Here is a 24,357-nt window from a genome sequence, read left to right as displayed (position 1 = left end):
GACAGTTATGGGCATATGGTGCAAACCGTATGTTCTTGGAGATCATTGACCACCAGCTCAGCGAGGTGCAGCCCGATGAGAATGCTCTTGCGTACCCGCCGCGCCCGGGTGGGCCTGGCGGCTGCGCTGACCGCTCTGTGCGCGGGCCTGGTCCCGCTGGCCGCAGGCGGCACCCCCGCGTCAGCCACACACGTGTGGAGGACTGCCTGGGCGGACGGCTTCAGCGGTTCGGCAGGGACCCTGCCCGACAGTGAGAAGTGGATGGTCGATATCGGCACCGGGTACCCCGGCGGCCCGCCCAATTGGGGTACCGGTGAGGTGCAGACCTACACGGCCGATCCCGCCAACGTCAGCCACGACGGCCGGGGCAACCTGCGCATCACCCCCCTGCGCGACGACGCCGGGCGGTGGACCTCCGGGCGCATCGAGACGCGCCGCAGCGACTTTCGGCCTCCTGCGGGCGGACGCATGCGCATCGAGGCCCGCATCCAACTGCCCGCCGTCACCGGCGCGGCGGCCGAAGGCTACTGGCCGGCCTTTTGGACCCTGGGCGCCTCATACCGCGCCGGGGTCCCCTCTCCGACGTCCGGTGAGTTCGACATCATGGAGAACGCCAACGGCCTGAACCGCATCTGGGGCGTGATGCACTGCGGCACGCCCACTGCAGGCCCCTGCAACGAGAGCACCGGCCTGGCCGCCAGCACCACCTGCCCCGGTACACGTTGCACCGGCACCTTCCACACCTACACCCTGGAGTGGGACCGCCGCACCTCCACCGAGCGGCTGCACTGGTTCGTCGACGGACGGCGCTACCACACCGTCAGCTCCACGCAGGTCGACCCGGCCACCTGGCAAGCAGCTACCGCCCAGGGCCACTTTCTCCTGCTGAACCTCGCTATCGGCGGCGGATTCCCCGACGCGCTGGCCGGGCATGCCACCCCCACGACGCAGACCCGCCCCGGCTATCCCATGCTCGTCGACTACGTCGCGGTCCTCACCGCCATCCCGCACCGGACTTGACCAGCCAGCAGATCTGCAGCCACCTGTCGCGCGGGCTGGTCGCTCACCCGTGGCCTCTTTAGCGTCTTCGCGGCTTCGCCATGGGGCCTCCGGGCTTCGGGTCCGGCATGACTTCCCCCTCCTGTTGTTGATGATCCAGGGGTGGTGTCACCGGGTCCGAGGCATCGACGGACCGCTGATGAGGGGCTTGAGCTCCGGCTTGCCCGAGCGACACTGGGGGTGGCGGGAGAGGTGCGGGAGGTTGCCTCCTCAGCCAGCCGTAGGTGGCTTCGAGTTTGCGGTTCCGGATGCTCCGCCGGTCAGGGCCGGTCGAGGACAGCGCCGAACAGGGGATCAAGCGGATCGCCTTCGTAGCCGAGGACCAGGCAGTCCTCTGCGGCCTGCCCCTCGGAGAGTTCCACGAGTCGAGCCAAGACCGCCGCCTCGGACGGAAGTCCGGCTGGATCGAGACCGAGTGCCCGGGCTGCGCGCTCACGTCGCCGGTCGAGATCGGGCAGATCATCCCGGTACTGGTCGGCGACCGCCTGGAGTTCCTCCGCTGTTCGCCCGGGAGCATCCCGCCACCACGGTGCCACGAGACACAGCCGTACAAGCTCCGGCAGCCCGAGCGCAATAGGGCCGGCTTCGCCGTCGAGGCTTACGTACACCACCGGGCGTTCCTCGCCGCCCTCGCCGACGAAACAGAACGCGTCTCCTGAGCCCGCCCGCGCGAACTGCTCAAGCCGGGCACCGGAGGCGAGCCGTACCCCGTCCTCCAGCTCGCGGTAGGCCGGGTCCGTCGCGTCGAGGTCCGCAACCCCGGCAAAGAAGGCGATGACCTCTTCATCGGATTCCAGGAGAGGCAACAACCCGTGGGGCTGATCGCGGATGCCGAGGTTGCCCGGTTCATGCGTTTCATTCACGCGGCAACCGTAAACGACGACGTCATCGTGGAGGACATCGGCGAAGGCAGCGACGGCGGGGAGTTTCCCGGCGCCTCCCACTCCGTCGAAGTCAGGTAACACCCCCAGAACATGCCTCTGGGGCGGATGACGGTGACATTGAAACCGACATACGACTGGCGCGTAATATGCGCGCTGACAATGGGGGCGGAATGGGAGTCACGACGACAACGGTTCGCGCGGTGAACGGGTTGACCGCCCGGTGGGCGGGTGTCTCGGAGGACGGCACGGTGTTCTCGGCGGCGGGGGTGTGGCCGCTGCTGGCCTACCTGGCCGACGGTGCCGAAGGTGCGGCGCGGGCCGAGTTGGCGGAGGCTCTTGGGCTCCCCGCCGGGCAAGCAACCGGCGCCGCAAACGAGTTGTTCGCCGCGATGGGCGCCTTGCGAGGGCTGGAGACAGCTCTGGGGTTGTGGACGAAGCGCACGCTGGAGCTCAGGGCGGAGTGGGAGGCAGGGCTGCCGACCGACTCCCACGGGGTGCTCACCGGGGATCCTGTGGCCGATCACCGGGCGCTGGATGCCTGGACGGTGAAGCGGACCGGCGGGCTGATCGACCGTATGCCGGTCACGCTGTCCGAGGACACGCAGATGGTGCTGGCGAGCGCGCTGACCATGCGCACGCAGTGGCTGAGCCCTTTCCAAGAGGTGGAACTGGAGACTGCGTACGAACCCTGGACCACCAAGCCGCGGCTGGGCCTGCGGCGTTCCAGTGCCGTGCTGGACCGGGTCGGGGTGGCGGACACACCCGGCGGGTACGTCACCGAGCTGAAGGTGCTGGGGAACAATGCCCTGGACGTGCACCTGCTGCTCGGCGAAGAGGACATGACGCCGGGGCAGGTGCTGGGAGCCGGGATCGACATCCTCGCCGGCCGGTACGCGGTCGTGCCGGGGCCGCGGCTGCCGTACGGGAACGTGGGCCCCGGCCTGCGGGTGGAGAAGGTGCGCTGCACGCGGCCTGAGCCGCCGTCGCTGGAGGTGACGACCGCGGCGTACCACATGAACGCGAGCCACGATTTGCTGAAGCTGCACCGGCTGTTCGGGCTCACGACGGCACGGGACACCTCGCGCGGGCACTTCCCGGGCATCAGCGGCTTCCCGCTCGCCATCGGGTCGGCCGAGCAGAACACCATGGCCAGGTTCGGCGCGTTGGGCTTCGAGGCCGCCGCGGTGACGGCGTTCGACGCGGTCGCCGGGGGCCTGTTCGACCTCCGCTACGTCACCACCCAGATCAGCGCCGCCTTCGACCGGCCCTTCGGCTTCCTTGCCCTGCATCGCCACACGCGGCTTGTGCTGACGGCGGGCTGGGTCACCGATCCATTGCCGTTCCCCGAGTACGACTGGGAGGACGAGCGGTGAGCGGGACGTCAACGCGCACCGTCCGCGCGGTCAGCAGACCGACAGCACGCTGAGCCGGACTTCCGCGACGAGGCCCTCGATGCGGTAGTCGCCCTGGTTGAACCAGGTCAGGACCCGCTGGCCGTAGAGCAGCCGCAGGCACGGTTCGCCGAAGGTTCCGTCCAGGACGGGTGAGGGCGGGTTGCCCCATGCCCAGCGGCTGTCGGGGCCCCGTCCCCACAGCTCGTAGGCGCCGGGGTCGGTCAGCCCGTCGGGGCGGACCCGGTGCAGGATGATCGGCTTGTTCGGCTGGAACCCGGTGGGCAGGATGTACACGTGGCCGTCGTCGCCGAGGGCCCAGGTACTCGGAGGTGTCGTGGTCGTACGGCCACAGCTGCCGGGCGTGCTGTCCACCTACCGCACCGGTCCAGACGACGGGGCGGCCCGGACCGTTGAGGCGCCCGTAGAGCGCCACGGGCGAGCGCCACCATCCGCCGCCGACCCCTGCCTCCTCGAACGTGTCGCCGAAGACGAACAGGGTCAACGGCGGTGAGCCCGTCGTCGGTGCCGCGCTCGGCATGGCCAGATGGCCGAGCAGCAGTCACAGCCGGACGCGCACGCCGCGCGGCAGGGTGTGGTCTCGGGCCAGGGGGAGAGATGAGCCGCAGCAGGCAGGGCAGCAGCCGGATCGCCTCGGTCAGCAGGTTCCCGCGCGGGCGGACGAGGGCCAGGGAGACGAGGGCGAGTAGCCAGAGCAACAGCAGCCCGACGGCCACTGCCAGGGCTGTGACCACAGACGTTCACCGGCGGTGTGCTTCCCCGTTCTGGCGGACAAGGTACGCGCCGAGGGCGGCACCGCCCACCTGCTGCGCCTGACCCTAACCGACTCGCGAAGATGCCCAGCCGTGGCGGTGGACGCGGCGGGGTTGTGGCCCATCAGCGGTGTGCGTGTTCCGGGGCGCCGGTGGGTTTGGGTGGAGCGGGTCGGAGGGGGGCTTGGGGCTGTGCAGGGAGGTCGGCGGGTGCTCGGGTGTGCGGAGCGGTGGCGTGGGCCGGGCGCAGCAGGACGGTGGCGTCGACTCCGCCGCCCGGGGCGGCCTCGAGTGTGATGTGGCCGCCGCTGGCGCGGGTGAGTTGTTCGACGATGGGCAGGCCGAGGCCGGTGCCGTCGTGGTGGGTGTCGGAGGCGCGCCAGAACCGGTCGAAGGCGCGTAGGCGTTCGGTCTCGCTCATGCCGGGGCCTTGGTCGATGACATGCAGTTCGACGCCTTGTGGCGTGGGGCGGGTGGACAGGGTGATGGTGGTGCCGGGCGGTGAGACGCGCAGGGCGTTGGCGAGCAGGTTGTCGATGATTTGTTCCAGGGCGCCGGGGACGGCCTGGACGAGTCCGGCCGGGTGGCCGGCGGTGGTGATGTGGACGTGGTGTTCGGCGGCGAAGGGCGCCCAGGTGGCGGCCCGGTCGGCGATGACGGCGTCGAGGTCGGTGGGTTCCGGGGTGGTGGCGGTGGCCTCGAGGCGGGCCAGGGAGAGCAGTCCCTGGATCATGCGGGCGAGGCGTTCGGTCTCGCCGATGGCTTCGTCCAGGCTGTCGTGGACGGCCGGGTCGAGGTGGGGTTCGAAGTTCTCCAGCCGGATCCGCAACGCGGTCAGGGGGGTCTTGAGCTGGTGGGAGGCTTCGGCGGCGAAGGCGCGCTGGGAGGTGAGGAGATGCTGCAGGCGGGTGGCGGTGTGGGTGAAGGACGTGGCCAGGCGGCGCAGCTCGGGCGGGCCGAGGTCGGTGGCGGGCGGGTTGGCGAGGGTGCCGTCGGCGAGCTGGGTGGTGGCGCGTTCCAGGGCGTGGACGGGGCGGATGATCCAGCGGGCCAGAGCGAGGGCGACCAGTGCCGCGGCTGCCAGCACGCCCAGGCCAGTCACAGCGAGGGTGAGCCAGATGTCGCGGACCCGGCTGTCCAGGACGTCGGTGGGGTAACTGAGCCGTAGGGCACCGCGGATGGTCTCGCCGGACGATCCGGGGACGGTGACGTAGCGGGTCTGGGTGCCGCTGTCCGGGTCGGGCGCGGTGCCGACGGTGGTCCGGTTGCGCAGGGCGGTGGCGATGTCCGGCTGCGCGGACAGATCGGTACCGGCGGGTGTGGTGGCGGCGGAGTCGGTCAGGACAGCGCCGGTGCGGTCCACGACAATCACCCGCGCTCCGGTCCGCTCCGCGTAGTCGTCTGCCAGCTCGGGCAGTTCGTCGGTGTTGTCCTCCTCGATGCGTTCCTCGGCGAGTTCAGCCAGCATTCCGGCGTCCCGCTCGACGCTGTTGGACAGCCGGGACGTTTCGGCCCGGGCGAACAGGAGGCCGAAGGGAATCTCCAGACCGAGCAGGACGAGCAGCACGAGGCCGAGATAGCTGCCCAGCAGACGCCTGGTCATGTCCGGGCCCCCTGACGCGGGCTGCCGGGCGGCGCTGCAGTGTCGGGGGTGTGGAGGCGGAAGCCGACCCGGCGGATGGTCTCGATCCAGGTGGGATCGCCGAGCTTGCGGCGCAGGGCGGCCACGTGCACGTCCAGCGTCTTGGTGGGGCCGAAGAAGTGCGGGTCCCATACCTGGTCGACGATCTGCTGTCGCGAGCAGACCGCCCCCGGGTCCAGAGCGAGGTAGGCCAGCAAGTCGAATTCCTTCGGGGCCAGGACGATGGGAGCTTCGTGGAGGTGGACCTGCCGGGTGCGGCGGTCGATGACCAGCGGCCCCACAACCTGCGGTGCGTCCGAGGGCGCGGGTCCCCGGACACTGGCCGACTGACCAGACGGGCCCTCCCCGACTGCGTCGCCGGGGACGCGGGCAAGCGGTGTCTGAGGGCGGGCGCGGCGGGTGACCGCGCGGATGCGAGCGACCAGTTCCCGGACGCCGAACGGCTTGGCCATGTAGTCGTCCGCACCCAGTTCGAGACCCAGGACCCGGTCGATCTCCTCACCCCGGGCGGTGATCATGATGATCGGTACGTCCGAGCGCCGACGCAGGGCCCGGCAGACGTCGATACCGTCCATGTCCGGCAGGCCCAGATCGAGCAGCACCATCTCCGGCTCAGGCGCGGCCAGCGCCGCCGAGCCGGTGCGCGCCCGCTCCACGGCGTATCCGTAGCGGGCCAGACCCTCGGCCAGCGGGCCGGCGATCCGTTCGTCGTCTTCAACGAGCAGCACCTGCATGGCGTCAGGCTCACACCCCCACCGCTCCACGGTCGTGATCACACCAACCCGTCCCGGTCTTCCGGACAGCACCTGATACGCGTTCGGGGGCGCACCCGCTCAACGAGGAGGGCCGAACTCGTCGGCTGCGGGCAACCCCGCAGCCGCGCCGGCGACCCCGGCCCCGAGGTTCTGCCGAAGTCAGCCCTCGTCGCCGGCCTCGTCCTTGGTCTTGACGACCTTGTAGGTTTTCGGGTCCAGGTAGACCTCCACCTCACTGCCGTCAGCCTTCTTGATCTCGACCGCGTACGTGCCCGGATTCTCTGCGTCCTTTTCGGACTTGACCACCGTGCCGGGGAAGGCGGCCAGCGCCGCGGCCTCTGCCTTCTGCTTGGCCGCACCGGTCAGCGGGGTCTCCACCGCGTCCCCGCCCTCGTCACCTTCGGCCTGCGCGCCGCCCTCCCCGGCCTGCGGGTCGCCGGCAGACTGCCCGGCCGCCGCGCTGTCGGAGGACGAGGCTGAATCGCTGGAGTCCGAGCCGCCGCAGGCGACCAGCCCGACCAGCAGGACGGCGGTGGACACAGCGGCGGCCAGGGCGCGCTTGGAAGCGTTCATGTCGAAGATCTCCAGGGAGAGTCGGGGGGGGCGTCGTACAGGCCGGACAGCGGCGGAACACCGCAGGTCCAGGCTGGTTCGGGGACGTCAACGACCTTAGGAACAGGCACTCAAGCAGGAGGCCAGAGAGCGGCCAGGAAACCGATAAGAAACGACCAACCTTCAAGGGCGGCGGCCGTAGATGCCCACCCTGGCTCTGTTCACGAGAAGCTCGTGAACATCGGACACGACGCCGCCAGGGTCCCGCCCAAACTGGTGAACAAGCTGTTGCAACTCGTGAACAAAGCCACCCACCCCCTGGCACGAAGGACAGGACTGGACTTCCCGTAGGAGCGGCGATGGGCGGCGTGGACCAGCCGGCGAGCGGGGCGCGTGCTTCGGCCTGCGCGTCAAGAGTGCCGCCGCGTAGCGCCGTCACGGCGGCGTGGCCGTGAGAGGGACGTCAGTGGGGGGGGGGAAGTCGGTGCGGGGGCGGTGGAGGCGCGCGGGGTGGAGTGCGCGCCCACGAGTGCGTCCTCGAGGTCCTCGGCTGCCTGTGGCTGCTCCTCTGAGCTCGGCGGCGCGGCCGGAACTCAGTTCGGCTGCTCGTATTCGTCGATGGTGCCGTCTCCGTTGTCGTCGTACATGTAGTCGTACGCGTCGCCGTAGCTGTCCCGGTAGCGCATGCAGGTGCCCTGGGCGCGCAGTTCGGGCTTGTGGTCGTAGTAGCCGAGGTGGAGGGTGATCCGGATGCCGTCGTCGAGGGTGGTGGCGATGCCGTTGTCGACTTTCTCGACGGTACGGCCCTCGGTGCGCCAGGTGTTCCGGAGGGACGCCAGCGCCGCGCGGTAGTCGTCGTCGGTCGCGAAGTCCAGGTCCCAGGTGAAGACCGGCTCGTCCCGGCTGACGCCGCTCTCGTCGAAGCCAAGGTCGTCCACGCACGAGGAGCTGCCCTGCTGGGAGGCGTACGGCTCTTGGGCCGGCGCCGGGGACAGCGCGCGGTAGACATCCTCGCCGGCCCGGGTGGTGGCCCGGACATGGTCACGGAACTCCTCGGTGCTGCGAACGGGCCCGCCCTGTATCGCCTCGCATCCCTTGGCCGTCAGCCCGAAGAGCGCCACCAGGGCGACGCCGAGCACGGGGACCACGATCTTCGACTTCATGCCGTCGATCAAAGCCGCCCCGGCGGGACGCGCGGCAGCGCTCTGCTACTCAGCCGGTCTGAGCCGCGGTGCTCAGTCCGGTCCTTGCGGAGGGATGACGTCACAAGACGGAGGCTTTGTGCCACCCGGCTCGTTGCAGGGCCCAAAGCTACGGTGCGCGGGCGACGTTGCCGGGAAGAATGGCCGCCAAGGTGGAGGGGCAGGCGGATGGAGCTCGGGTATCCGGTAAGGCCGAGCTCGTACAGGCGGGCGATGCCGAGGAAGGCCCTCGGTCCATCCCGGTCTTGACCGGAGGATTCTCAGAAATCAATGGTCTGTTGAAGCCAAGCGGACAGTTTCGGCCACTGAGGGGCCAGTAGTGGGCATACGCGGATGCGGTGGACGCCGGTGCGCTGTGATGGCCCGATTCCTGTAGATATGCCAGCCGGGTGGGGCCGCCATGCACGACGATGACAGCACAGTGCCAGCGCGCGGGGCCGGGGTGACGAAGACGCCGTCCTGTTGCTGCGGTACCGCACCCATGGGGGATGGGCTGGCGGCGGACGAGGAGCGGTTTCGGGGGCTGTTGGAGGCGGCGCCGGACGCGATGGTGATTGTGGACGATGCGGGTCTGATTCGGTTGGTCAACGCGCAGACCGAGTCGCTGTTCGGGTACGGGCGCGCGGAACTGCTGGGCCAGTCGGTGGAGTTGCTGATCCCCGGACGGTTCCGTCCTCAGCACTCCGGGCACCGGGAGGCGTACGCCGCGAGCCGGCAGGTGCGGCCGATGGGGGCTGGGCTGGAGCTGCACGGGCTGCGCAAGGACGGTACCGAGTTCCCCGTGGAGATCAGCCTCAGCCCGCTGGAGACCGCCGACGGCCTCCTTGTCTCCGCGGCCGTCCGCGACGTCAGCGACCGCAAAGCCGCCGAGGAGCGGTTTCGGGGGCTGTTGGAGGCGGCGCCGGACGCGATGGTGATTGTGGACGATGCGGGTCTGATCCGGTTGGTCAACGCGCAGACCGAGTCGCTGTTCGGGTACGGGCGCGCGGAACTGCTGGGCCAGTCGGTGGAGTTGCTGATCCCCGGACGGTTCCGTCCTCAGCACTCCGGGCACCGGGAGGCGTACGCCGCGAGCCGGCAGGTGCGGCCGATGGGGGCTGGGCTGGAGCTGCACGGGCTGCGCAAGGACGGTACCGAGTTCCCCGTGGAGATCAGCCTCAGCCCGCTGGAGACCGCCGACGGCCTCCTTGTCTCCGCGGCCGTCCGCGACGTCAGCGACCGCAAAGCCGCCGAACAGCACATCAACCAGCTCGCCGCGCTCGTCGAGTCCTCTCAGGACGCGATCCTCGCCAAGACCCTCGACGGGCACATCACCTACTGGAACGCCGCCGCCCAGCGCCTGTACGGCTACAGCGCCGAGGAGGCGATCGGCCGCCACGTGGCGTTGCTCGCCCTGCCCGACCGCACCCACGAAATCACCGCGCTGCTGGAACGGCTGGCCCGCGGCGAGAAGATCGAGCACTTCGAGACGCTCCGCGTCACCCGCGGCGGCCAGCTGCTCGACGTCGATGTCACCCTGTGGCCCACCCGCAGCGCCGACGGCATGGTCCAGGGCGCATGCGCCATCGTGCGCGACATCAGCGACCGCAAGCGGGCCGAGGCCGAACTCCACGCCCTGTACGAGCAGCAGCGGCACATCGCCCTCACCCTGCAGCGCAGTCTCATGGGCACCCCGCCGGCCATCCCCGGCCTCGCCGCCGCCCACCGCTACCTGCCCGCCACCCAGGGCGCCGGGGTAGGCGGCGACTGGTTCGACCTCATTCCCTTGGGTGCGGGCCGGGTCGGCATCCTCATCGGCGACGTGATGGGGCGCGGCCTGGACGCGGCCGCCGTCATGGGCCAGCTGCGGGCCGCCGCCCACGCCCTGGCCAAAACCGGTATGGAACCCCGCCAGCTGATGCAGGCCCTCGATGCCATCGTCGCCGACCTCGACCTGCCCGACCAGCTGGTCACCTGCTGTTACCTGATCCTCGCCCCCGACACCGGCGAGATCACCGTCTGCTCGGCCGGCCACTTGCCCGCCCTCCTCGCCGACACGGGCGGGGTGCGGGTACTCGAAGCACCCATCAGCGCGCCGCTCGGCGTCGGCGGCATCCTCCACCAGCAGACCCGCACCGCCGTGCCCCCCGGGGCCACGCTCGTCGTCTACACCGACGGCCTGATCGAAACCCCCGGCAGCGACATCGAGCACCGCCTCGCCGATCTCACCCGCGCCCTCGGGGCCGCCTTCGCCGCCACCGACGCCCTGGAGGCCGTAGCCGACCGCGTCCTGGCCGCCCTGCTGCCTGGTACCGACAACCATGACGACGACGTCACCCTGCTCCTTGCCCAGCTTCCCGCCGCCCCGCTGGCCACCGCCACCACCGACCTGCCCGCCCACGCCTCCTCCGTCGGTGACGGACGCAGCTTCCTCACCAAGACCCTCATCACCTGGAACTGCGCCCACCTCGCCGACGACGCCCGCCTCCTGGTCTCCGAAGTCCTCACCAACGCCGTGCAGCACGCCCAGGGCCCCCTCGGGCTCCACCTGCGCCGCACCGCCACCGAAGTCACCGTCGAGATCAGCGACCACAGCCCCCACCTGCCCCAGCCCCGCCTGGCCGCTCCCGACGACGAATCCGGCCGCGGGCTCCTCCTCGTCGACGCCCTCGCCCACAGCTGGGGCGTACGCCCCACCGACCACGGCAAGACCACCTGGTTCACCCTCCCGGCACGCAGCACAGCACGGTGACCTCCGAGCACGCGACCGCACCCCGCAGCGCACCTTCAGAAGCAACTGGCGGATCACATGTCGGTTGATTCTCCGCTCACCAACGGCTCCGCGAGGTAGTCGATTGAGGACCTGTCTTTTCGGAGGGACAACGGACGGGGGTCGGGTCCGCCGCCGGCCAGGTCGATGCGGTCGCCACCGACAGCGGCGCCTTCGCGCGCAAGCTGCGCCACCGATACACCGTCCGCTCGGTGATCACGACGTCATCGGTTCAGCCCTGCGAGGTCCAGGATGGTGGTCGATCAAGGGGGTGCCCTTCGGATATCGGGCCCGGACGGAGAAGACGCCGGGCCGCACGTGGATGGTGCGCTCACCTGATCACCCAGGGGAGCGGAGGCGAGCGGGGGAGGGGACAGGGCGTGATCGGACGTGCGCTGAACGGTCACGCAATTGAGCTCGTGCACCCTGTACTGGCGTCCAGCGCATCCCGGACCGACTTGGCAAGTCATCGCCCCCGCTGCGTAACCACCCTGTCCAGATCTTCGCGCCTCGTACGTGCGTTTGATGCGGTGAATTGGGGTCATCCGCATGCCAAGCCTGCCTCCCAGCGGGGCAGCGCCGACAGCTTTATGCGGGGAGACGACGCGGACGACGAGGGGTGAACGCGATGACCGTCGCGACACAGCAGGGTGGTGGAGGCGGTTCCAGCGGCCTCTACGACGTTCTTGAACTCATCCTCGACCGTGGGCTGGTGATTGACGCGTTTGTGCGCGTCTCCCTCGTCGGTATCGAGATCCTCAAGATCGACATACGGATCGTGGTAGCCAGCGTGGACACCTACCTGCGCTTCGCCGAGGCGTGCAACCGTCTCGATCTGGAGGCGGGGCCGCGCAAGCCGGCCGGGCTCACGGAGCTCGCCGGGAAGGTCACCGAGTCCGGTGCCCGCGGCAAGACCAAGGGCGTCCTGTCCGGTGCTGCGGAGACCATCGCCGACGCCTTCCAGCAGGCCCGAGATGAAGGCCGGGATCGTCAGGCGGGACGCGGCCGTTCATAGAGCAGTGCAGGGAGCGGTGACCACGCCGGGGCACCGCGACGCGCCCCGCCGGGGTCGCGGAGCACCAGGACACTTCCTGCCCGCAGGCGGTGGAGGAGGTGCAGTGGACTTCACCTCCTACGCCAGCGTGCTCCTGGCGGATGACACGCGTGGGCCGGTCACCGGTCCTGAAACTGCAGCGGGGTTGGCCAGCGGTGGCCGCAACCGTGGCGGTGGTGGCCCCAGGAGACGTCGTTGATGAAGCGGCCGCGGCCGTTGCGCAGGGCGGCGGTGTCGGAGCGGTTGTCCCGGACGTAGTGGCGGCGTGGGACTTGGTGGGGCCCGGGTGCTGTGAGCGATGGCGAGCTGGGGCGACGGCTTCTTCCCCCATGTCCTGAACAGCATCCAGCCGATCGTGCACTGTTGCCTGCCCTCGGGTGACGTCCCGAGCGCTTGAGGCCGTCTTCTTCGCCGCAGCGGCCCTCGCAGTCGAAGCCGTGGGTTCGCGTGCCCAGAAGTCGGTGCCTGCCCGTGGTGGCTACCCGGCGGACTCCTATCTGACCTGCGCTCAGGAGCGGCTTCGCCCTTCCCTTCCCTTGAGGCGTCGTCCGTGCCGTGGGTGTTGCCGCATGTGGTGACGGTATCCAGTTTCGGGCGGCGGTGCGGCGCCGCGACAGGCGCTCCGTTCTTGTCGTCTACACGGCGCCGCGTAACGCGTACGGCCATCGTCGTCGGCGGCGTAGGCCATCGGACGGTGGTGCGGGCCGGCCCGGATGGTCCCGCGCGCCGTGCTGCCAGCCCTGGCCCGCACCCTCTTCCGGGGGAAGGGTCGGGGCTCGCACACGGACGTCGCGCGTCCGCGAGCGTCCGTTCAGTGCCCCCGGAGGAGCCGCACCAAGAAACGATCGCGCCCCAGAGCCTGGCTCCTGGCCCTCGTCATGCCCGTGCTGACCGCAGCGCCGCCGCTCCCCGTGCGACACCTCCGTCGCCGCATGGGCCCTGCGCGCTGCGCTCGTTGCGCTGTCATCTCGGCTTGCGCGAAGGCGTGAGGCACTTTCACTTTGCTCACATGCCCCCTACGGGTACCCATGGTCGCCATCGGTGCCTGGAGCTCGAGTGCCGCACCCGATCTTCCCCATCGGCTCTGGACCGCCCGCTGACCGGAAAGCGCGGGTCCCCGCCATGCGCCTCCCTACGATGCCCCTGTGTGGTCGCATGGTTGACGGAGCGTCATACGTCGCGGTTGGCTGGAGGACATGTGAACGCGCGGGACACACGAGCCGGGGCTGCGGCGGCGCAGAGGGCGCACGATGCCGCGCCGAACCCGGCGCACCAGCTCCGGGCCACCGCGATCGGCGCCGGGGCCGTACTGCTGTGGGCCTCGCTGGCCCTGTTCACCACGCTCACCGGACGGATTCCGCCGTTCCAGCTCACCGCGATGGCGTTCGCGGTGGGCGGCGTCCTCGGACTGCCCCGGGCGCTGCGCGGCGGCGGGGAACTCGTCCGCGCGGTGCCCCGCGGAGCCTGGGCGCTCGGCGTCGGCGGCCTGTTCGGCTACCACTTCTTCTACTTCGTGGCCCTGCGCAACGCCCCCGCGGTCGATGCCGGCCTCATCGCCTATCTGTGGCCGTTGCTGATCGTCGTGTTCTCCGCGCTGCTGCCGGGTGAACGGCTGCGCTGGTGGCATGCGGCTGGCGCGGTGCTCGGACTCGCCGGTACTTTCCTGCTGGTCACGGGTGGGCAGGGCGTCCAGTTCCGTGGGGAGTACCTGGCCGGGTACGCGGCAGCCGCAGTCTGCGCGGTGGTGTGGTCGGCGTACTCGGTGGCCAACCGGCGTTATCCGAAGGTCCCGACGGACATGGTGGCACTCTTCTGCCTGGCCACCGCGGTGCTCGCGGCCGTCTGCCATCTGCTGTTCGAGGACACGGTCCGGCCCGACGACGGGCAGTGGCTGGCGGTGCTCGCGCTGGGCCTCGGGCCGGTCGGCGGCGCGTTCTACATCTGGGACCACGGCACCAAGCACGGCGACATCCGGCTCCTGGGCACCCTGTCGTACTTCGCCCCGCTGCTGTCCACCGCTCTGCTGATCGCGACGGGACGGGCCGACGCGAGCTGGCCCGTCGCCGCCGCCTGCGTGTTGATCACTGGTGGCGCCATGCTCGCCTCGGCGGGCGCGCTGCGTGCGGCGCGCCGGGGCTGAACCGGTCACGACCGCGTCGCGAACCCGTCAGGCGTCCACGGGCCAGGTCCCGCGGCGGACCATTTCGGTCACCTTGTCGGCACCGTTGGCGCGCACCAGCAGCTCCAGCCGCATGCGCTCGATGTCCTCCGCGCTCCACCTCTCCGTCGCCATGGTCGCCTTCTCGTGCGACCAGCCGTTGTCGTAGTGCCGTACGACGTAGTCCTTCTGGAAGTCCCACATCCTGGTGCCCGGCAGCGGGGTGACGATGAAGGGGTTGGCGTACGCCATCCCGTGGCGCATGAGTGTGACCGCGTAGTCGATGGTCTTCTCGACCTGCTCCAGCGACTCGATGTACGGTTCGGCCCCGGGCTGCTCGGGCGGGTTGACGAAGCCGAGCATGAATCCGCCGGTGACTTGGATGCCGTACTCGGTGAACATTTCCACGATCTCGCCCGTGGCCTTCTGGAAGGCGTTGAGGCGGGGCTTGCCTGACTGCTCGAGGCTGTCCTCGTTGGCGCTCTCCACGGCGAGGTAGACGCTGTAGCAACCGCCGTCGGCCATCGCCCTGATGAGGTCGCGGCAGGTCAGTCCGGAACGCATCGCGGAGAGGACGTTGCAAAAGTTGGGGTTGCGCCGCTCGGCGTCGTCCATGCCGTTCGCGAACTGCTCGCCCAGGTGCAGCAGGACGAGGTTGAACAGGCTCAGGCCGCCCTCCTCCACCCACGGCAGGTCGTGCTTGCGCAGCAGTTCGAAGACGCGCATCGCGTACAGCGGGTCGTGCAGCAGATGGTCGTCCTCGATGAGTACCTCGGTCACACCCTGCTTGGTGATCTCGGCGAGGTGCAGGTCGAACCAGTCGATGCCAAGCGCCCGCCAAGGGCCGTTCACCATCGGGATGTAGCAGAAGTCGCAGCCGACGTTGCAGCCGATGGTGGAGAAGATCTGCGCCCAGGAACCGTGCTCGCGCACCCGCTTCCCCGACGAGTGGTACGCCTGCTCGTACTGGTGCATGTCCAGCATCCCGAAGTCGGGCAGCGGCATCATGCCGAGCCGCTGGTCAAGCCCCTGCCGCTTCGGCAGGATGCGCATGTACGGCGACTTGGCTGTGGTTCGCACCACGGCGAGATCGGCCCGCCGGTAGGCGACGCCGGGCACCGCGTCGATGTCGCCGCCCTCCTCGGTCAGCGCCTGCAGCAACGCGGTGAAGGTCTGGTCGGCCTCGTTGATGACGACGTGGTCGAAGGGGGAGTCCGGTACGGCGTACTGCCAGTCCCCGCTGGGATGGGCGCCGCCCGTGACCGTCACGATCGCCGGGTCGATGTCCTTGACCAGGTCGGCCAGGGCGCGCGCGTTGCCCCACTGGACCGTGTAGATGCACTGGACACCGACGACGTCCGGCTCGAACTCCTCAATGATCGCGCGCAGCTGCGAGTCGTTGAGCCCGTAGCGGACCAGGCTGCTGCCGGCGCCGAGGTCGACGAGCCGACGTTCCTGCTCCCAGCCGGCGAAAGGCGAGTCGACGATGCGGACGTCGAAGCCGGCGAGGCGGGCGTTGGCCGCGATGCGCAGAAGCCCGATCGGGGTGCCGGCCCGCTTCATGACCTCGAAGGTGTTCAGCCCGAACGCCCTGAAGCTGCTGCGGTCGGGGGAGGGCTCCACGACCCGCGTGTAGGAGGGCACGACGAGCAGAACGCGGGGCGCCTCACCACGGGCGCGCCGCCGGGCGCCGGAGACCGAAGTGCGCAGGGAGGGCCTGCCCAGATGCCGCAGGGGCGGGCGCTGCGGGGCGCTGGAGAACTTGACGACCGGATTCTCGACCACCACGGGTAAGGGGGGTGGGGCATGAGTCACGAGCGCTCCTTATGACTGGTTGACCAATGGACCGATGCGAACGGGAGTTCGCTCGTTATCGTGGCGTGCCTCACACTGCCGTGAGCGGCATTCCATCAGAAATGGCGTGAAGCGGACCCTCGGGCTGAATGGGGAAGACGCGGCAGAAGACCCGTCCTGGTTCGCGAGCATGTTCCCGCGGAGCTGTGGCATGGGGTCTGCCCAGGCCCTACCGCTCCGGCGTCCGCATCCCGCGCCGAGGGCACGCATGACGGTGGTCGGCATCCTCGCTGCGAGAGTGGTCGTCGCCGTCCTCGCAAACTTCGTGTGCACTTGTCCCTGGACCCGCAGCACGGCGCCCCAGCGCATGGGGAGCATGGTCGGATCACCGTCCTCGGCCCGTCCTCTATCCGAGCCCGAGCATCGCCTCGGTGATCTCGTCGGCCGCCGCATCGGGGATCGCGGTGGTGGCCTCCTCGAGGACGAGCAGCCGTGCCCCGGGGATCTCGCGCGCGGTCGCCTCGCCGTTGCCGACAGGGAAGAACCGGTTGCGGCGGTCGTGGACCACGAGCGTGGGAACCTCGATCTCGGGCAGGCGCTCCCGCCGGCGCGGTGTGCAGTCGAGCTTGGAGAACACCATGCCCATCTGGTTGGCCATCTGCACCGGGGGTGCGGTGCTGGGCGTGCGGTCCCAGATGCGCGCGGCGCTTGCGTGCGCGGCGACGGGGTCGTCACCCAGGATCTCCGCGCCGGATGCGGCGTACTCCGCAACCGCCGCGCGGTCGGCCCAGTCGGGCATGGGGCGCGCGAGCAGCCGTCTCGTCGTCGCCCGGTCATGGTCGGGAAGGTCGTCGCCGGGCGGGCCGGGAGCGACCGGCCGGGTGCTGACGAGGGTGAGCGCCGAGAACTTGCCCGGGTGGTCGAGCGCGGCCACCTGGGTGACCATCCCGCCGACGCCGACGCCGACGCCGACGCCCGCGAGGTGCGCGGGTCCGCCGCCGAGTGCGTCAGCAAGGGCCGCCGCGTCGGCGGCGAGGTCGCGCAGGGTGTAGGCGGGTGCCCGCGGATCCGCTGTCGTGGACTCTCCGCTGTCGCGCAGGTCGTAGCGCACCACACGGCGCCCGCCGGCGGCGAGGCGCTCGCACAGCGCGTCCGGCCAGGAGAGCATCGTCGTGCCGCCCGCGAGCAGGACCAGTGGCGCGTCGTCGTCACCGAACGACTCGATGCCCGAAGCGACGCCGTTGACGTCGACAGTGGTCATCGGATCACCGGTGGACGTCGTAGGTCAGGTGCGTGGCGGTCGACGTCGGGACCACGCCGCGCGGGACCAGCGTGTGTGTCGCTCCACCGGCGAACAAGGGCGTCCCGGCGCCCAGTACGACCGGCGCGAGGTGCAGCGACAGCACGTCGACCAGTCCGGCCTCCAGCGCCGAGCCGATAGTGGCGCCGCCGCCCATGAGGATCACGTCGAGGTCCTTGCCGCCGGCCGACGACGCCGCCTCGGCTCGCTCGCGCGCGGCGGCGACGGCGTCGGCCAGTCCCGTGGTGACGAACGTCCAGTCGAGGTCGGTGAGCCGCACCGACCTCGGCGGCGTGCTCGTCACGACGACGAATGCGGGCTTGCCGACCTCGCCGGCGCCGTAGCCGGACGTGTCGTCCCAGCCTTTCGGCCCGTCGACCACGTCGAAGAGGCGCCGGCCCAGGATGACGGCGCCTGAGCGGTCGGTCGCCTCGCGCAGGACTCGACGGTCGTCAGGGTCGTCGGAGAACGCCCAGGTGTGCAAGGCCTTGCCGCCGGTCCCCAGGCCGTTGTCCGGGCCGGGGTCGGGGCCGGTGACGAAGCCGTCCAGAGAGACCGAGATGTCAGCGATGATTCGAGTCATGCAAGGGTGGACCCGGCTTGCTGCCGGAACTCATCGCTCACGCACCATGCACCAGGGGCTGCCCTGCCGGGAGGCGTACGGGTCCCTGGCCGGCGCCGGGGGCAGCGCGCGGTGGACATCCTCGCCGGTCCGGGTGGTGGCCCGGACATGGTCGCGGAACTCCTCGGTGCTGCGAACGGGCCCGCCCTGTATCGCCTCGCATCCCTTGGCCGTCAGCCCGAAGAGCGCCACCAGGGCGACGCCGAGCACGGGGACCACGATCTTCGACTTCATGCCGTCGATCAAAGCCGCCCCGGCGGGACGCGCGGCGGCGCCCTGCCGGCCGGCGGTGTATCCGGCGGGGCAGATGACGACGTTCCGCCCGCCGGTGTCCGGCATGGAGGTCACGCCTCCTGCTGGGTGTCGATCTCGGCGATCAGGGCCTCGACGCGCTTCTGGATCTCGTCGCGGATGGGGCGGACGGCTTCGACGCCCCTGCCGGCTGGGTCTTCCAGGGCCCAGTCGAGGTACTTCTTGCCGGGGAAGATCGGGCAGGCGTCGCCGCAGCCCATGGTGATGACGTAGTCGGACGCCTGGACGGCCTCGGTGGTCAGGCTCTTCGGCCTGGCGTCGGCGATGTCGACGCCGACCTCAGCCATGGCCTCGACGGCGGCCGGGTTGACCTGGTCGCCCGGGACGGATCCGGCGGAGCGGACCTCGATCCGGTCGCCCGCGAGGTGGTGGAGGAATCCGGCGGCCATCTGCGAGCGGCCGGCGTTGTGGACGCAGACGAACAGCACGGAGGCGAGCGGGGCGGGGGACATGCGTTCTTCCTTCATGGGTGAGTGGCAGGTGGTGCGGGGGATTCAGGTGCCCGGCAGGCCGGCGAGCAGGCCGGTGATGCGGGCGTTGATGTCGTCGCGGATCCGGCGCGGACGACACCGAGCGGGGCGCCCTCCGGGTCCGGCACCGGCCAGTCCGGGTAGCGGCGGCCGGGCACGATGGGGCAGACGCCGCCGCAGCCCATGGTGATGACGATGTCGGCGGCCCTCACGGCCTCGTCGGTCAGCGGCTTGGAAAACGCGGCGGCCGCATCGGCCCCCATCCGCGTGACGACCAGGTGCGTGGTGACCGTGGCGGTTTCGGCCAGGCGCCGATAGGCGTCGGCAGGCAGGACCTGCACGGTCGGCCGGGAAGCGGCCGGCGTGCAGGGTGGCGAGCCGGGCTGCGCCGGCGGCCCGGTGCTCATCGGGCACAACGGGCGGTGAGGGGGAGGCGGACATGGAGAGACCCTTCCGACGGGCCTGCAAATCAACCCGGACTGGTATCAGCCTGAGATGATGTGACAGTATCAGTCCATGCTGACGTCAGTCGACACTGAACTGATCCGGGTGCTGGGCGAGCCGCTCAGGCTCCAGATCGTGACGCTGCTGGCCCGCGAGACGCTGTGCACCACGCACCTGGTGGAGGAGACGGGCGCCAAGCAGACCAACCTGTCCAACCATCTGAGGGTGCTGCGCGAAGCGGGAGTGGTGGAGACCGAGCCGTGCGGGCGGTTCGTCTACTACCGGCTCAAGCCGGAGGTGCTCGAGAGCCTCGCCGGCCAGTTCACCGACCTCGCCGCAACCGCCCGCGCCAACTCCGACACCAAGAGGGCCTGCCCGTGACCCGCACCGAAACCCCCGCAACCGCGGAGGAAGCCTCGATCGTCGCCAAGCTCTCCACGCTCGACCGCTTCCTGGCTGTGTGGATCCTCGCCGCGATGGCCGTCGGCCTCGGGCTCGGCCGACTCATCCCCGGCCTGAACGACGCCCTGGCGAAGGTCGAGATCGGCGGCATCTCCCTGCCCATCGCCATCGGCCTGCTGATCATGATGTATCCGGTCCTGGCCAAGGTTCGCTACGACAAGCTCGACGCCGTCACCGGCGACAAGAAGCTCATGGTCTCCTCGCTGGTCATCAACTGGCTGATCGGGCCCGCGGTGATGTTCGCGCTCGCGTGGATGTTCCTGCCGGATCTGCCCGAGTACCGCACCGGGCTCATCATCGTCGGTCTCGCCCGCTGTATCGCCATGGTCATCATCTGGAACGACCTCGCCTGCGGCGACCGTGAGGCCGCGGCCGTCCTGGTGGCGCTGAACTCGGTCTTCCAGGTCCTGGCCTTCGGTCTGCTGGGCTGGTTCTACCTCGACCTGCTGCCCGGCTGGCTCGGGCTGGGCGAGGGTGAGCACTTGAACATCTCCATGTGGAAGATCGCACTGAACGTGGTCATCTTCCTCGGTGTCCCGCTGCTGGCCGGGTTCCTCACCCGCCGCCTGGGCGAGAAGAAGATGGGCCGCGAGTCCTACGAGGAGAAGTTCCTGCCGAAGATCGGCCCGTGGGCGCTGTACGGGCTGCTGTTCACGATCGTCATCCTCTTCGCCCTGCAGGGGAAGACGATCACCTCGCAGCCTCTGGACGTGGCCCGGATCGCCCTGCCGCTGCTGGTGTACTTCGCGGTGATGTGGTTCGGCACCTTCGCCCTGGGCAAGGCCATCGGCCTGGCCTACGACCGCACCGCCACCCTGGCCTTCACCGCTGCGGGCAACAACTTCGAGCTGGCCATCGCGGTCGCCGTCGCCACCTTCGGTGTCACCTCCGGCCAGGCCCTGTCCGGTGTGGTCGGCCCGCTCATCGAGGTCCCGGTCCTGGTGGCGCTGGTGTACGTCTCGCTCGCCTGGCGGCGGAAGTTCAGCGCTTCCCAGGAGCTGGTCCCGGCCTCTCAGGGGAGCTGATCACTGCCTGGACTGGTGCCCGGCCGCCTCATGCCGTCCCAGCCCGGCGAGCCCTTCCCGGACGCCGGGCATGTGGTGGTGGAGTACCTGGCCGACTACGAGAAGCGCTACGAGCTGCCAGTCCAGCGCGGCGTCCGGGTCGAGGGCGTTCACCGGGGCGGGCCGCATCTGCGGGTCGAGACCGACTCCGGCGCGTGGCATGCGCGGGCTGTCATCAATGCCACCGGGACCTGGTCGCGGCCCTTCCTGCCTTCTCTTCCCGGCGGCAGGGCGTGCACCGGCCGTCAGGTGCGTACCGTCGGCTACTGCCGCCCGGCCGACTTCGCCGGCCGGCGCTTCGTCGTGGCCGGCGCCGGTAACTCCGGCGCGCAGATCGCCGCCGATCTCGCCCTGAACGGGGTGGAGACGGCGTGAGTCACGCAGCGCCCGCCGCGCTACCTCGCCGACGGCATCGACGGCCGGGTTCTGTTCGACGTGGCCAGCGCCCGCCGCCGTGCCCTCGATGCGGGTCGTACCGACACCGGCGGTGTTGCCTCGCTGGAGGACATCGTTGCTGTCCCTCCCGTAGTGCCCGACTGGAGTGACTCTGTTCGTTCGGTCGTCAGACCGCGGCGGGCAGAGTCAGCAGCTTGCCCATCGCGGCGAGCACCGACGGCTCGACCCGGTAGTAGACCCAGGTGCCGCGCCGCTCGGAGGTGAGCAGCCCGGCCTCCTTGAGCTTCTTCAGGTGGTGGGAGACGGTGGGCTGAGAGACGCCGACATCGGAGATGTCGCACACGCACGCCTCCCCACCCTCGTGCGAGGCCACCGCGGAGAACAGCCGCAGGCGGACCGGGTCACCGAGCGCTTTGAACATCCGCGCCGCGGTCTCGGCCTCCTCGGCGGTCATTGGACGCTCGGTCAGCGGCGGGCAGCACGGTGCCACCCCCTGACCGTCGGCGGGCTCGAGCAACGGCAGCACCTTCGCATTCGACATGCATCTATGTTGACACACGTCGAACCAGTGTGGAGAGGTCCGTCACCGGCGTGAGAGGTAGCCGACCAGACGCCGGGCCACGCGGTCGGCGTCCCGGCTCACGCCGCGCAGCGAGTTCGACGACAGGCACCTCGACCGACACGGCCCTGCCCCGTCATGACCGCCGGCTCGGTGGTTGGCGTGGTCAGCCTGCTGATCGTGGCCGCGGCCCCGAACGTCCCGGTCTGAGTGGTCGGCCTGACGCTGCAGAAGCTGGTGGACAGCAGGCGGCAGCGCCACGGGATGCTCGCCCATGCGCAGGTGAGGCATGTTTCCGCCCGTGAGATCGGAGCGCGTGAGAACAGCGACTCGTGTGATCGGCATTCCGTACAGCAGCATGAGGGCCCGGCGGCCGCCACCTTGGCGCATGATCGGCACAGATCAGGAGCACCGTTGCGCGCCCTGACGTGGATGGCGGTTGTCCAGCCGTACGGTCCGCACTTGCCCGGCGTCCTCCCACGCAAACAGACCCCTCCAACAGCAGCACCCGGCGGTGCGACTACCTCGTCCGACCACACGCGGATACCGGGGGCGTCCCGCAGGCCGTATCGGCGTCTACGCCGACACGGTGCGCGAATCCCTCGGGTCCACAGGGAGCTCATGCTGCTGTTCGGTATCGCCTTCGGCATCGGCGATCAGACGTCACCCATGCAGGACATCAACATGGGACGCATCCCCTTGCGGGAGAGCATGATCCTTCACAACACCCCTGGCGTCCTCGACAACCTCCAGGCCCAAGACCGCCAGGAGCGTCGACCGGAATGAACGCTCATGAACGCGGTGGCCGCTCAGCTGCCCTCGCCTCCCGTGCCCTGTCTGCCCGGCCTTCCGGGCGGTAACTTGATAGGAGAGCCCTAGAAGGAGGGCGATGCGATGCCGTGGTTCGCATGGCTGCTCGCTGCCGCGGCACTGGGTGCCGCGGAGTTCTTCACCCTTACCCTGGTCTTCGGGTTGCTGGCCGGTGCCGCGCTGGTCGCCGCCGTGGTGGCCGGTGTGGGCATCGGTCTTCTCGGCCAGCTCCTGGCCCTGGTGGCAGCAGCCGCAGCGGGCCTCCTCGTACTCCGCCCTGTCGCGCTGCGGCACATGGCACAGCAACCCCTCGTACGCGACGGCGCCGACGCGCTGATCGGCAAGCGGGCGGAGGTCATGCAGGAGGTCACCGCGACCCGCGGCCTGATCAAACTCTCCGGCGAGGCATGGTCCGCCCGCGCCCTCGACGAGAGTCATGTGATCCCGGTGGGGGCGCTGGTGGACGTCATGGAGATCGAGGGGGCCACCGCCATCGTCTACCCCCGCGAGTTCCTTCCCTGAACGGCTGAACACACAGCAACGGAGGCACTGTGGATCCAGTTGTCATCCCCATACTCGTGGTGGCCCTCGTCATCGTCTTCCTCGTGGCCTCCTCCGTGCGGATCGTCCCGCAGGCCCGCCGCTACAACATCGAGCGGTTCGGCCGGTACCGCCGGACACTGCAGCCCGGACTGAACCTGGTCGTGCCGGTGGCCGACCGCATCAACACGAAACTCGACGTGCGCGAGCAGGTCTACTCGTCCGACCCCAGGCCGGTGATCACCGAGGACAACCTCGTGGTGAACATCGACACCGTGCTCTACTACCAGATCACCGACCCGCGGGCGGCGGCGTACGAGGTCGCCGACTACCTCCAGGCGATCGACCAGCTCACCGTGACCACGCTGCGCAACGTCATCGGCAGCATGGACCTGGAGGAGACGCTCACGTCGCGTGAGGAGATCAACTCCCGGCTGCGCGCCGTTCTCGACGAAGCCACCGGCAAGTGGGGCATCCGCGTCAACCGTGTCGAGATCAAGGCCATCGATCCACCGCACACCATCAAGGAGGCGATGGAGAAGCAGATGCGGGCCGAGCGTGACAAGCGGGCGGCCATCCTGCACGCCGAAGGGGAGCGGCAAGCCAAGATCCTCACCGCGGAAGGCACCAAGCAGAAGGACATCCTGGAGGCGCAGGGCACGCAGCAGGCCATGATCCTGCGGGCGGACGGCGAGGCCAAGGCGGTGGAGCTCGTCTTCCAGGCCGTCCACCGCAACAACGCCGACCCCAAGATCCTGGCCTACAAGTACCTGGAGACGCTCCCGCACTTGGCGAGGAGCGACAACAACACGTTCTGGGTGATCCCGGGGGAGCTGACCGAGGCGGTCCGAACCGTCACCCGCGCGTTCGGCGACGAGCCGACGGCAGGTCCTCCCCGCCCCGCGCAACCCGAGGAAGCAGCCGGCGCCGGTGATGCCGAAGCCTCGCACGAGACCCGGGTGCCGCTGCTCGACGGGGGGTCGGCGGCCGCGCTCGACGCCGCCGCGGCCGCCGACGAGGCCGGGAAGCAGGCCGCCGCAGCGGTGAGCGACGCCAAGGCGGAGGCGGAGGCCGCGAAGTCGCCGCAGGTGCCGCATCTGGGGCGATCGTCCGACGACTGAACCCCGCCGTCGGCTGCCGCCGTGAGCCCTGTCGCGCACACCGGGGCCACATCGCCTGCCGAAACCGCGGACAGCCGAGCGAAGCTACCGATCAATCGCACAGACGGCGGCGGGCCTCGCCCGGATGGCGGCGTACCAGCCCTGCGCCCCCGCCGACGGCTCCGACTGGTGATACCCATCCGGCGGTGACACCCCCGTCGAGGACCTGCAGCAAATGAGCACGGTGCGGACGCTCTCCTCCGAC

The 24,357-nt window shown here is 70.0% G+C and carries 23 protein-coding genes and 1 pseudogene; 11 read left to right on the top strand and 13 right to left on the bottom strand.

The annotated features are described in order from the left end of the window. Nucleotides 1-75 precede the first annotated feature (75 nt). Nucleotides 76-1,020 carry a glycoside hydrolase family 16 protein gene (locus AB0937_RS13270; RefSeq protein WP_366711528.1) on the top strand — a complete coding sequence of 315 codons (945 nt, stop codon included), beginning with the start codon at nucleotides 76-78 and terminating at the stop codon, nucleotides 1,018-1,020. Between the two features lie 299 nt (nucleotides 1,021-1,319). Here AB0937_RS13270 and AB0937_RS13265 read toward each other — a convergent pair whose 3' ends face one another. Next, nucleotides 1,320-1,922 (bottom strand): hypothetical protein, encoded by a 603-nt coding sequence (locus tag AB0937_RS13265; RefSeq protein WP_366711527.1) that lies wholly within the window; start codon nucleotides 1,920-1,922, stop codon nucleotides 1,320-1,322. Nucleotides 1,923-2,113: 191 nt separating this feature from the next. Here AB0937_RS13265 and AB0937_RS13260 point away from each other — a divergent pair, with 191 nt between their 5' ends. After that, nucleotides 2,114-3,316: a serpin family protein gene (locus tag AB0937_RS13260; RefSeq protein WP_366711525.1), complete on the top strand. Its 1,203-nt coding sequence runs from the start codon at nucleotides 2,114-2,116 to the stop codon at nucleotides 3,314-3,316. 30 nt (nucleotides 3,317-3,346) lie between these two features. Here AB0937_RS13260 and AB0937_RS13255 read toward each other — a convergent pair whose 3' ends face one another. The 5 genes from AB0937_RS13255 to AB0937_RS13235 all read right to left on the bottom strand — a co-directional run bounded on the left by AB0937_RS13255 (nucleotide 3,347) and on the right by AB0937_RS13235 (nucleotide 8,219). Next, nucleotides 3,347-3,709 (bottom strand): DUF4185 domain-containing protein, encoded by a 363-nt coding sequence (locus tag AB0937_RS13255; protein WP_366711523.1) that lies wholly within the window; start codon nucleotides 3,707-3,709, stop codon nucleotides 3,347-3,349. Between the two features lie 522 nt (nucleotides 3,710-4,231). Then, complete coding sequence (locus AB0937_RS13250; RefSeq protein WP_366711521.1) at nucleotides 4,232-5,710, bottom strand: HAMP domain-containing sensor histidine kinase; 1,479 nt, start codon at nucleotides 5,708-5,710, stop codon at nucleotides 4,232-4,234. Continuing rightward, nucleotides 5,707-6,483, bottom strand: a complete 777-nt coding sequence (locus AB0937_RS13245; protein ID WP_366711519.1) for a response regulator transcription factor — start codon at nucleotides 6,481-6,483, stop codon at nucleotides 5,707-5,709. The genes AB0937_RS13250 and AB0937_RS13245 overlap by 4 nt, the downstream gene beginning before the upstream one ends. A gap of 180 nt (nucleotides 6,484-6,663) precedes the next feature. Next, entirely contained in the window at nucleotides 6,664-7,077 is a 414-nt protein-coding gene (locus tag AB0937_RS13240) for a PepSY domain-containing protein (RefSeq protein WP_366711518.1), read from the bottom strand. A gap of 572 nt (nucleotides 7,078-7,649) precedes the next feature. Beyond that, complete coding sequence (locus tag AB0937_RS13235) at nucleotides 7,650-8,219, bottom strand: hypothetical protein (RefSeq protein WP_366711516.1); 570 nt, start codon at nucleotides 8,217-8,219, stop codon at nucleotides 7,650-7,652. Between the two features lie 520 nt (nucleotides 8,220-8,739). Here AB0937_RS13235 and AB0937_RS13230 point away from each other — a divergent pair. From AB0937_RS13230 to AB0937_RS13220, 3 genes are all read left to right on the top strand, one after another. Next, nucleotides 8,740-10,989 carry a PAS domain S-box protein gene (locus AB0937_RS13230; protein WP_366711515.1) on the top strand — a complete coding sequence of 750 codons (2,250 nt, stop codon included), beginning with the start codon at nucleotides 8,740-8,742 and terminating at the stop codon, nucleotides 10,987-10,989. Between the two features lie 646 nt (nucleotides 10,990-11,635). Next, nucleotides 11,636-12,022, top strand: a complete 387-nt coding sequence (locus AB0937_RS13225; RefSeq protein ID WP_366711513.1) for a gas vesicle structural protein GvpA — start codon at nucleotides 11,636-11,638, stop codon at nucleotides 12,020-12,022. Between the two features lie 1,237 nt (nucleotides 12,023-13,259). Further along, complete coding sequence (locus AB0937_RS13220; protein ID WP_366711511.1) at nucleotides 13,260-14,201, top strand: EamA family transporter; 942 nt, start codon at nucleotides 13,260-13,262, stop codon at nucleotides 14,199-14,201. Nucleotides 14,202-14,228: 27 nt separating this feature from the next. Here AB0937_RS13220 and AB0937_RS13215 read toward each other — a convergent pair whose 3' ends face one another. The 6 genes from AB0937_RS13215 to AB0937_RS13190 form a co-directional block, all read right to left on the bottom strand. After that, nucleotides 14,229-16,034: a radical SAM protein gene (locus tag AB0937_RS13215; RefSeq protein ID WP_366711509.1), complete on the bottom strand. Its 1,806-nt coding sequence runs from the start codon at nucleotides 16,032-16,034 to the stop codon at nucleotides 14,229-14,231. A 385-nt stretch (nucleotides 16,035-16,419) separates the two neighbouring features. Next, nucleotides 16,420-17,274, bottom strand: a complete 855-nt coding sequence (locus AB0937_RS13210) for an alpha/beta hydrolase (protein ID WP_366711508.1) — start codon at nucleotides 17,272-17,274, stop codon at nucleotides 16,420-16,422. Nucleotides 17,275-17,278: 4 nt separating this feature from the next. Continuing rightward, nucleotides 17,279-17,896 carry a dihydrofolate reductase family protein gene (locus AB0937_RS13205; protein WP_366711506.1) on the bottom strand — a complete coding sequence of 206 codons (618 nt, stop codon included), beginning with the start codon at nucleotides 17,894-17,896 and terminating at the stop codon, nucleotides 17,279-17,281. A gap of 30 nt (nucleotides 17,897-17,926) precedes the next feature. After that, nucleotides 17,927-18,283 carry a hypothetical protein gene (locus tag AB0937_RS13200; protein WP_366711504.1) on the bottom strand — a complete coding sequence of 119 codons (357 nt, stop codon included), beginning with the start codon at nucleotides 18,281-18,283 and terminating at the stop codon, nucleotides 17,927-17,929. Next, nucleotides 18,280-18,699: an arsenate reductase ArsC gene (locus AB0937_RS13195; RefSeq protein ID WP_366711503.1), complete on the bottom strand. Its 420-nt coding sequence runs from the start codon at nucleotides 18,697-18,699 to the stop codon at nucleotides 18,280-18,282. Before AB0937_RS13195 ends, AB0937_RS13200 begins: the two co-directional genes overlap by 4 nt. Nucleotides 18,700-18,710: 11 nt before the next feature. Continuing rightward, nucleotides 18,711-19,058: a hypothetical protein gene (locus tag AB0937_RS13190; protein ID WP_366711501.1), complete on the bottom strand. Its 348-nt coding sequence runs from the start codon at nucleotides 19,056-19,058 to the stop codon at nucleotides 18,711-18,713. Between the two features lie 175 nt (nucleotides 19,059-19,233). On the opposite strand from AB0937_RS13190, the gene AB0937_RS13185 reads away from it, so the two are divergent. The 3 genes and pseudogenes from AB0937_RS13185 to AB0937_RS13175 form a co-directional block, all read left to right on the top strand. Next, a complete protein-coding gene (locus tag AB0937_RS13185) occupies nucleotides 19,234-19,542 on the top strand; it encodes a metalloregulator ArsR/SmtB family transcription factor (protein WP_366711499.1) in 309 nt (102 codons plus the stop codon). Then, a complete protein-coding gene (gene arsB, locus AB0937_RS13180) occupies nucleotides 19,539-20,648 on the top strand; it encodes an ACR3 family arsenite efflux transporter (protein ID WP_366711497.1) in 1,110 nt (369 codons plus the stop codon). The genes AB0937_RS13185 and arsB overlap by 4 nt, the downstream gene beginning before the upstream one ends. A 15-nt stretch (nucleotides 20,649-20,663) precedes the next feature. Next, a pseudogene (locus tag AB0937_RS13175) lies at nucleotides 20,664-21,215 on the top strand (NAD(P)-binding domain-containing protein); the annotation flags it as partial. A 34-nt stretch (nucleotides 21,216-21,249) separates the two neighbouring features. On the opposite strand, the gene AB0937_RS13170 reads toward AB0937_RS13175, so the two are convergent. Beyond that, nucleotides 21,250-21,624 (bottom strand): metalloregulator ArsR/SmtB family transcription factor, encoded by a 375-nt coding sequence (locus AB0937_RS13170; RefSeq protein ID WP_366711496.1) that lies wholly within the window; start codon nucleotides 21,622-21,624, stop codon nucleotides 21,250-21,252. A gap of 639 nt (nucleotides 21,625-22,263) precedes the next feature. Between AB0937_RS13170 and AB0937_RS13165 the strand changes: the two genes are divergently transcribed. The 3 genes from AB0937_RS13165 (at nucleotide 22,264) to AB0937_RS13155 (ending at nucleotide 24,113) form a co-directional block, all read left to right on the top strand. Beyond that, complete coding sequence (locus tag AB0937_RS13165) at nucleotides 22,264-22,428, top strand: hypothetical protein (RefSeq protein ID WP_366711495.1); 165 nt, start codon at nucleotides 22,264-22,266, stop codon at nucleotides 22,426-22,428. A gap of 108 nt (nucleotides 22,429-22,536) precedes the next feature. Next, a complete protein-coding gene (locus tag AB0937_RS13160; protein ID WP_366711494.1) occupies nucleotides 22,537-22,974 on the top strand; it encodes an NfeD family protein in 438 nt (145 codons plus the stop codon). Nucleotides 22,975-23,003: 29 nt separating this feature from the next. Next, the gene (locus AB0937_RS13155; RefSeq protein ID WP_366711492.1) at nucleotides 23,004-24,113 is read left to right on the top strand and encodes an SPFH domain-containing protein; all 1,110 of its coding nucleotides are present in this window, start codon (nucleotides 23,004-23,006) and stop codon (nucleotides 24,111-24,113) included. The last annotated feature ends 244 nt before the right edge of the window (nucleotides 24,114-24,357 follow it).

It is taken from the genome of Streptomyces sp. NPDC047880, assembly GCF_040706515.1.
Classification (GTDB): Bacteria; Actinomycetota; Actinomycetes; order Streptomycetales; family Streptomycetaceae; genus Streptomyces.
The sequence above is the reverse complement of the archived record's forward strand: the minus strand, read 5'-3'. Positions and strand labels throughout refer to the sequence as shown.

Excerpts from the sequence above, each read along its gene's own strand:
- AB0937_RS13270 (WP_366711528.1), top strand. The coding sequence starts at position 76 with ATGAGAATGCTCTTGCGTACCCGCCGCGCCCGGGTGGGCCTGGCGGCT.
- AB0937_RS13260 (WP_366711525.1), top strand. The coding sequence starts at position 2,114 with ATGGGAGTCACGACGACAACGGTTCGCGCGGTGAACGGGTTGACCGCC.
- AB0937_RS13250 (WP_366711521.1), bottom strand. The coding sequence starts at position 5,710 with ATGACCAGGCGTCTGCTGGGCAGCTATCTCGGCCTCGTGCTGCTCGTC.
- AB0937_RS13245 (WP_366711519.1), bottom strand. The coding sequence starts at position 6,483 with ATGCAGGTGCTGCTCGTTGAAGACGACGAACGGATCGCCGGCCCGCTG.
- AB0937_RS13240 (WP_366711518.1), bottom strand. The coding sequence starts at position 7,077 with ATGAACGCTTCCAAGCGCGCCCTGGCCGCCGCTGTGTCCACCGCCGTC.
- AB0937_RS13235 (WP_366711516.1), bottom strand. The coding sequence starts at position 8,219 with ATGAAGTCGAAGATCGTGGTCCCCGTGCTCGGCGTCGCCCTGGTGGCG.
- AB0937_RS13230 (WP_366711515.1), top strand. The coding sequence starts at position 8,740 with ATGGGGGATGGGCTGGCGGCGGACGAGGAGCGGTTTCGGGGGCTGTTG.
- AB0937_RS13225 (WP_366711513.1), top strand. The coding sequence starts at position 11,636 with ATGACCGTCGCGACACAGCAGGGTGGTGGAGGCGGTTCCAGCGGCCTC.
- AB0937_RS13210 (WP_366711508.1), bottom strand. The coding sequence starts at position 17,274 with ATGACCACTGTCGACGTCAACGGCGTCGCTTCGGGCATCGAGTCGTTC.
- AB0937_RS13205 (WP_366711506.1), bottom strand. The coding sequence starts at position 17,896 with ATGACTCGAATCATCGCTGACATCTCGGTCTCTCTGGACGGCTTCGTC.
- AB0937_RS13195 (WP_366711503.1), bottom strand. The coding sequence starts at position 18,699 with ATGTCCCCCGCCCCGCTCGCCTCCGTGCTGTTCGTCTGCGTCCACAAC.
- AB0937_RS13185 (WP_366711499.1), top strand. The coding sequence starts at position 19,234 with ATGCTGACGTCAGTCGACACTGAACTGATCCGGGTGCTGGGCGAGCCG.
- AB0937_RS13170 (WP_366711496.1), bottom strand. The coding sequence starts at position 21,624 with ATGTCGAATGCGAAGGTGCTGCCGTTGCTCGAGCCCGCCGACGGTCAG.
- AB0937_RS13165 (WP_366711495.1), top strand. The coding sequence starts at position 22,264 with ATGCTGCTGTTCGGTATCGCCTTCGGCATCGGCGATCAGACGTCACCC.
- AB0937_RS13160 (WP_366711494.1), top strand. The coding sequence starts at position 22,537 with ATGCCGTGGTTCGCATGGCTGCTCGCTGCCGCGGCACTGGGTGCCGCG.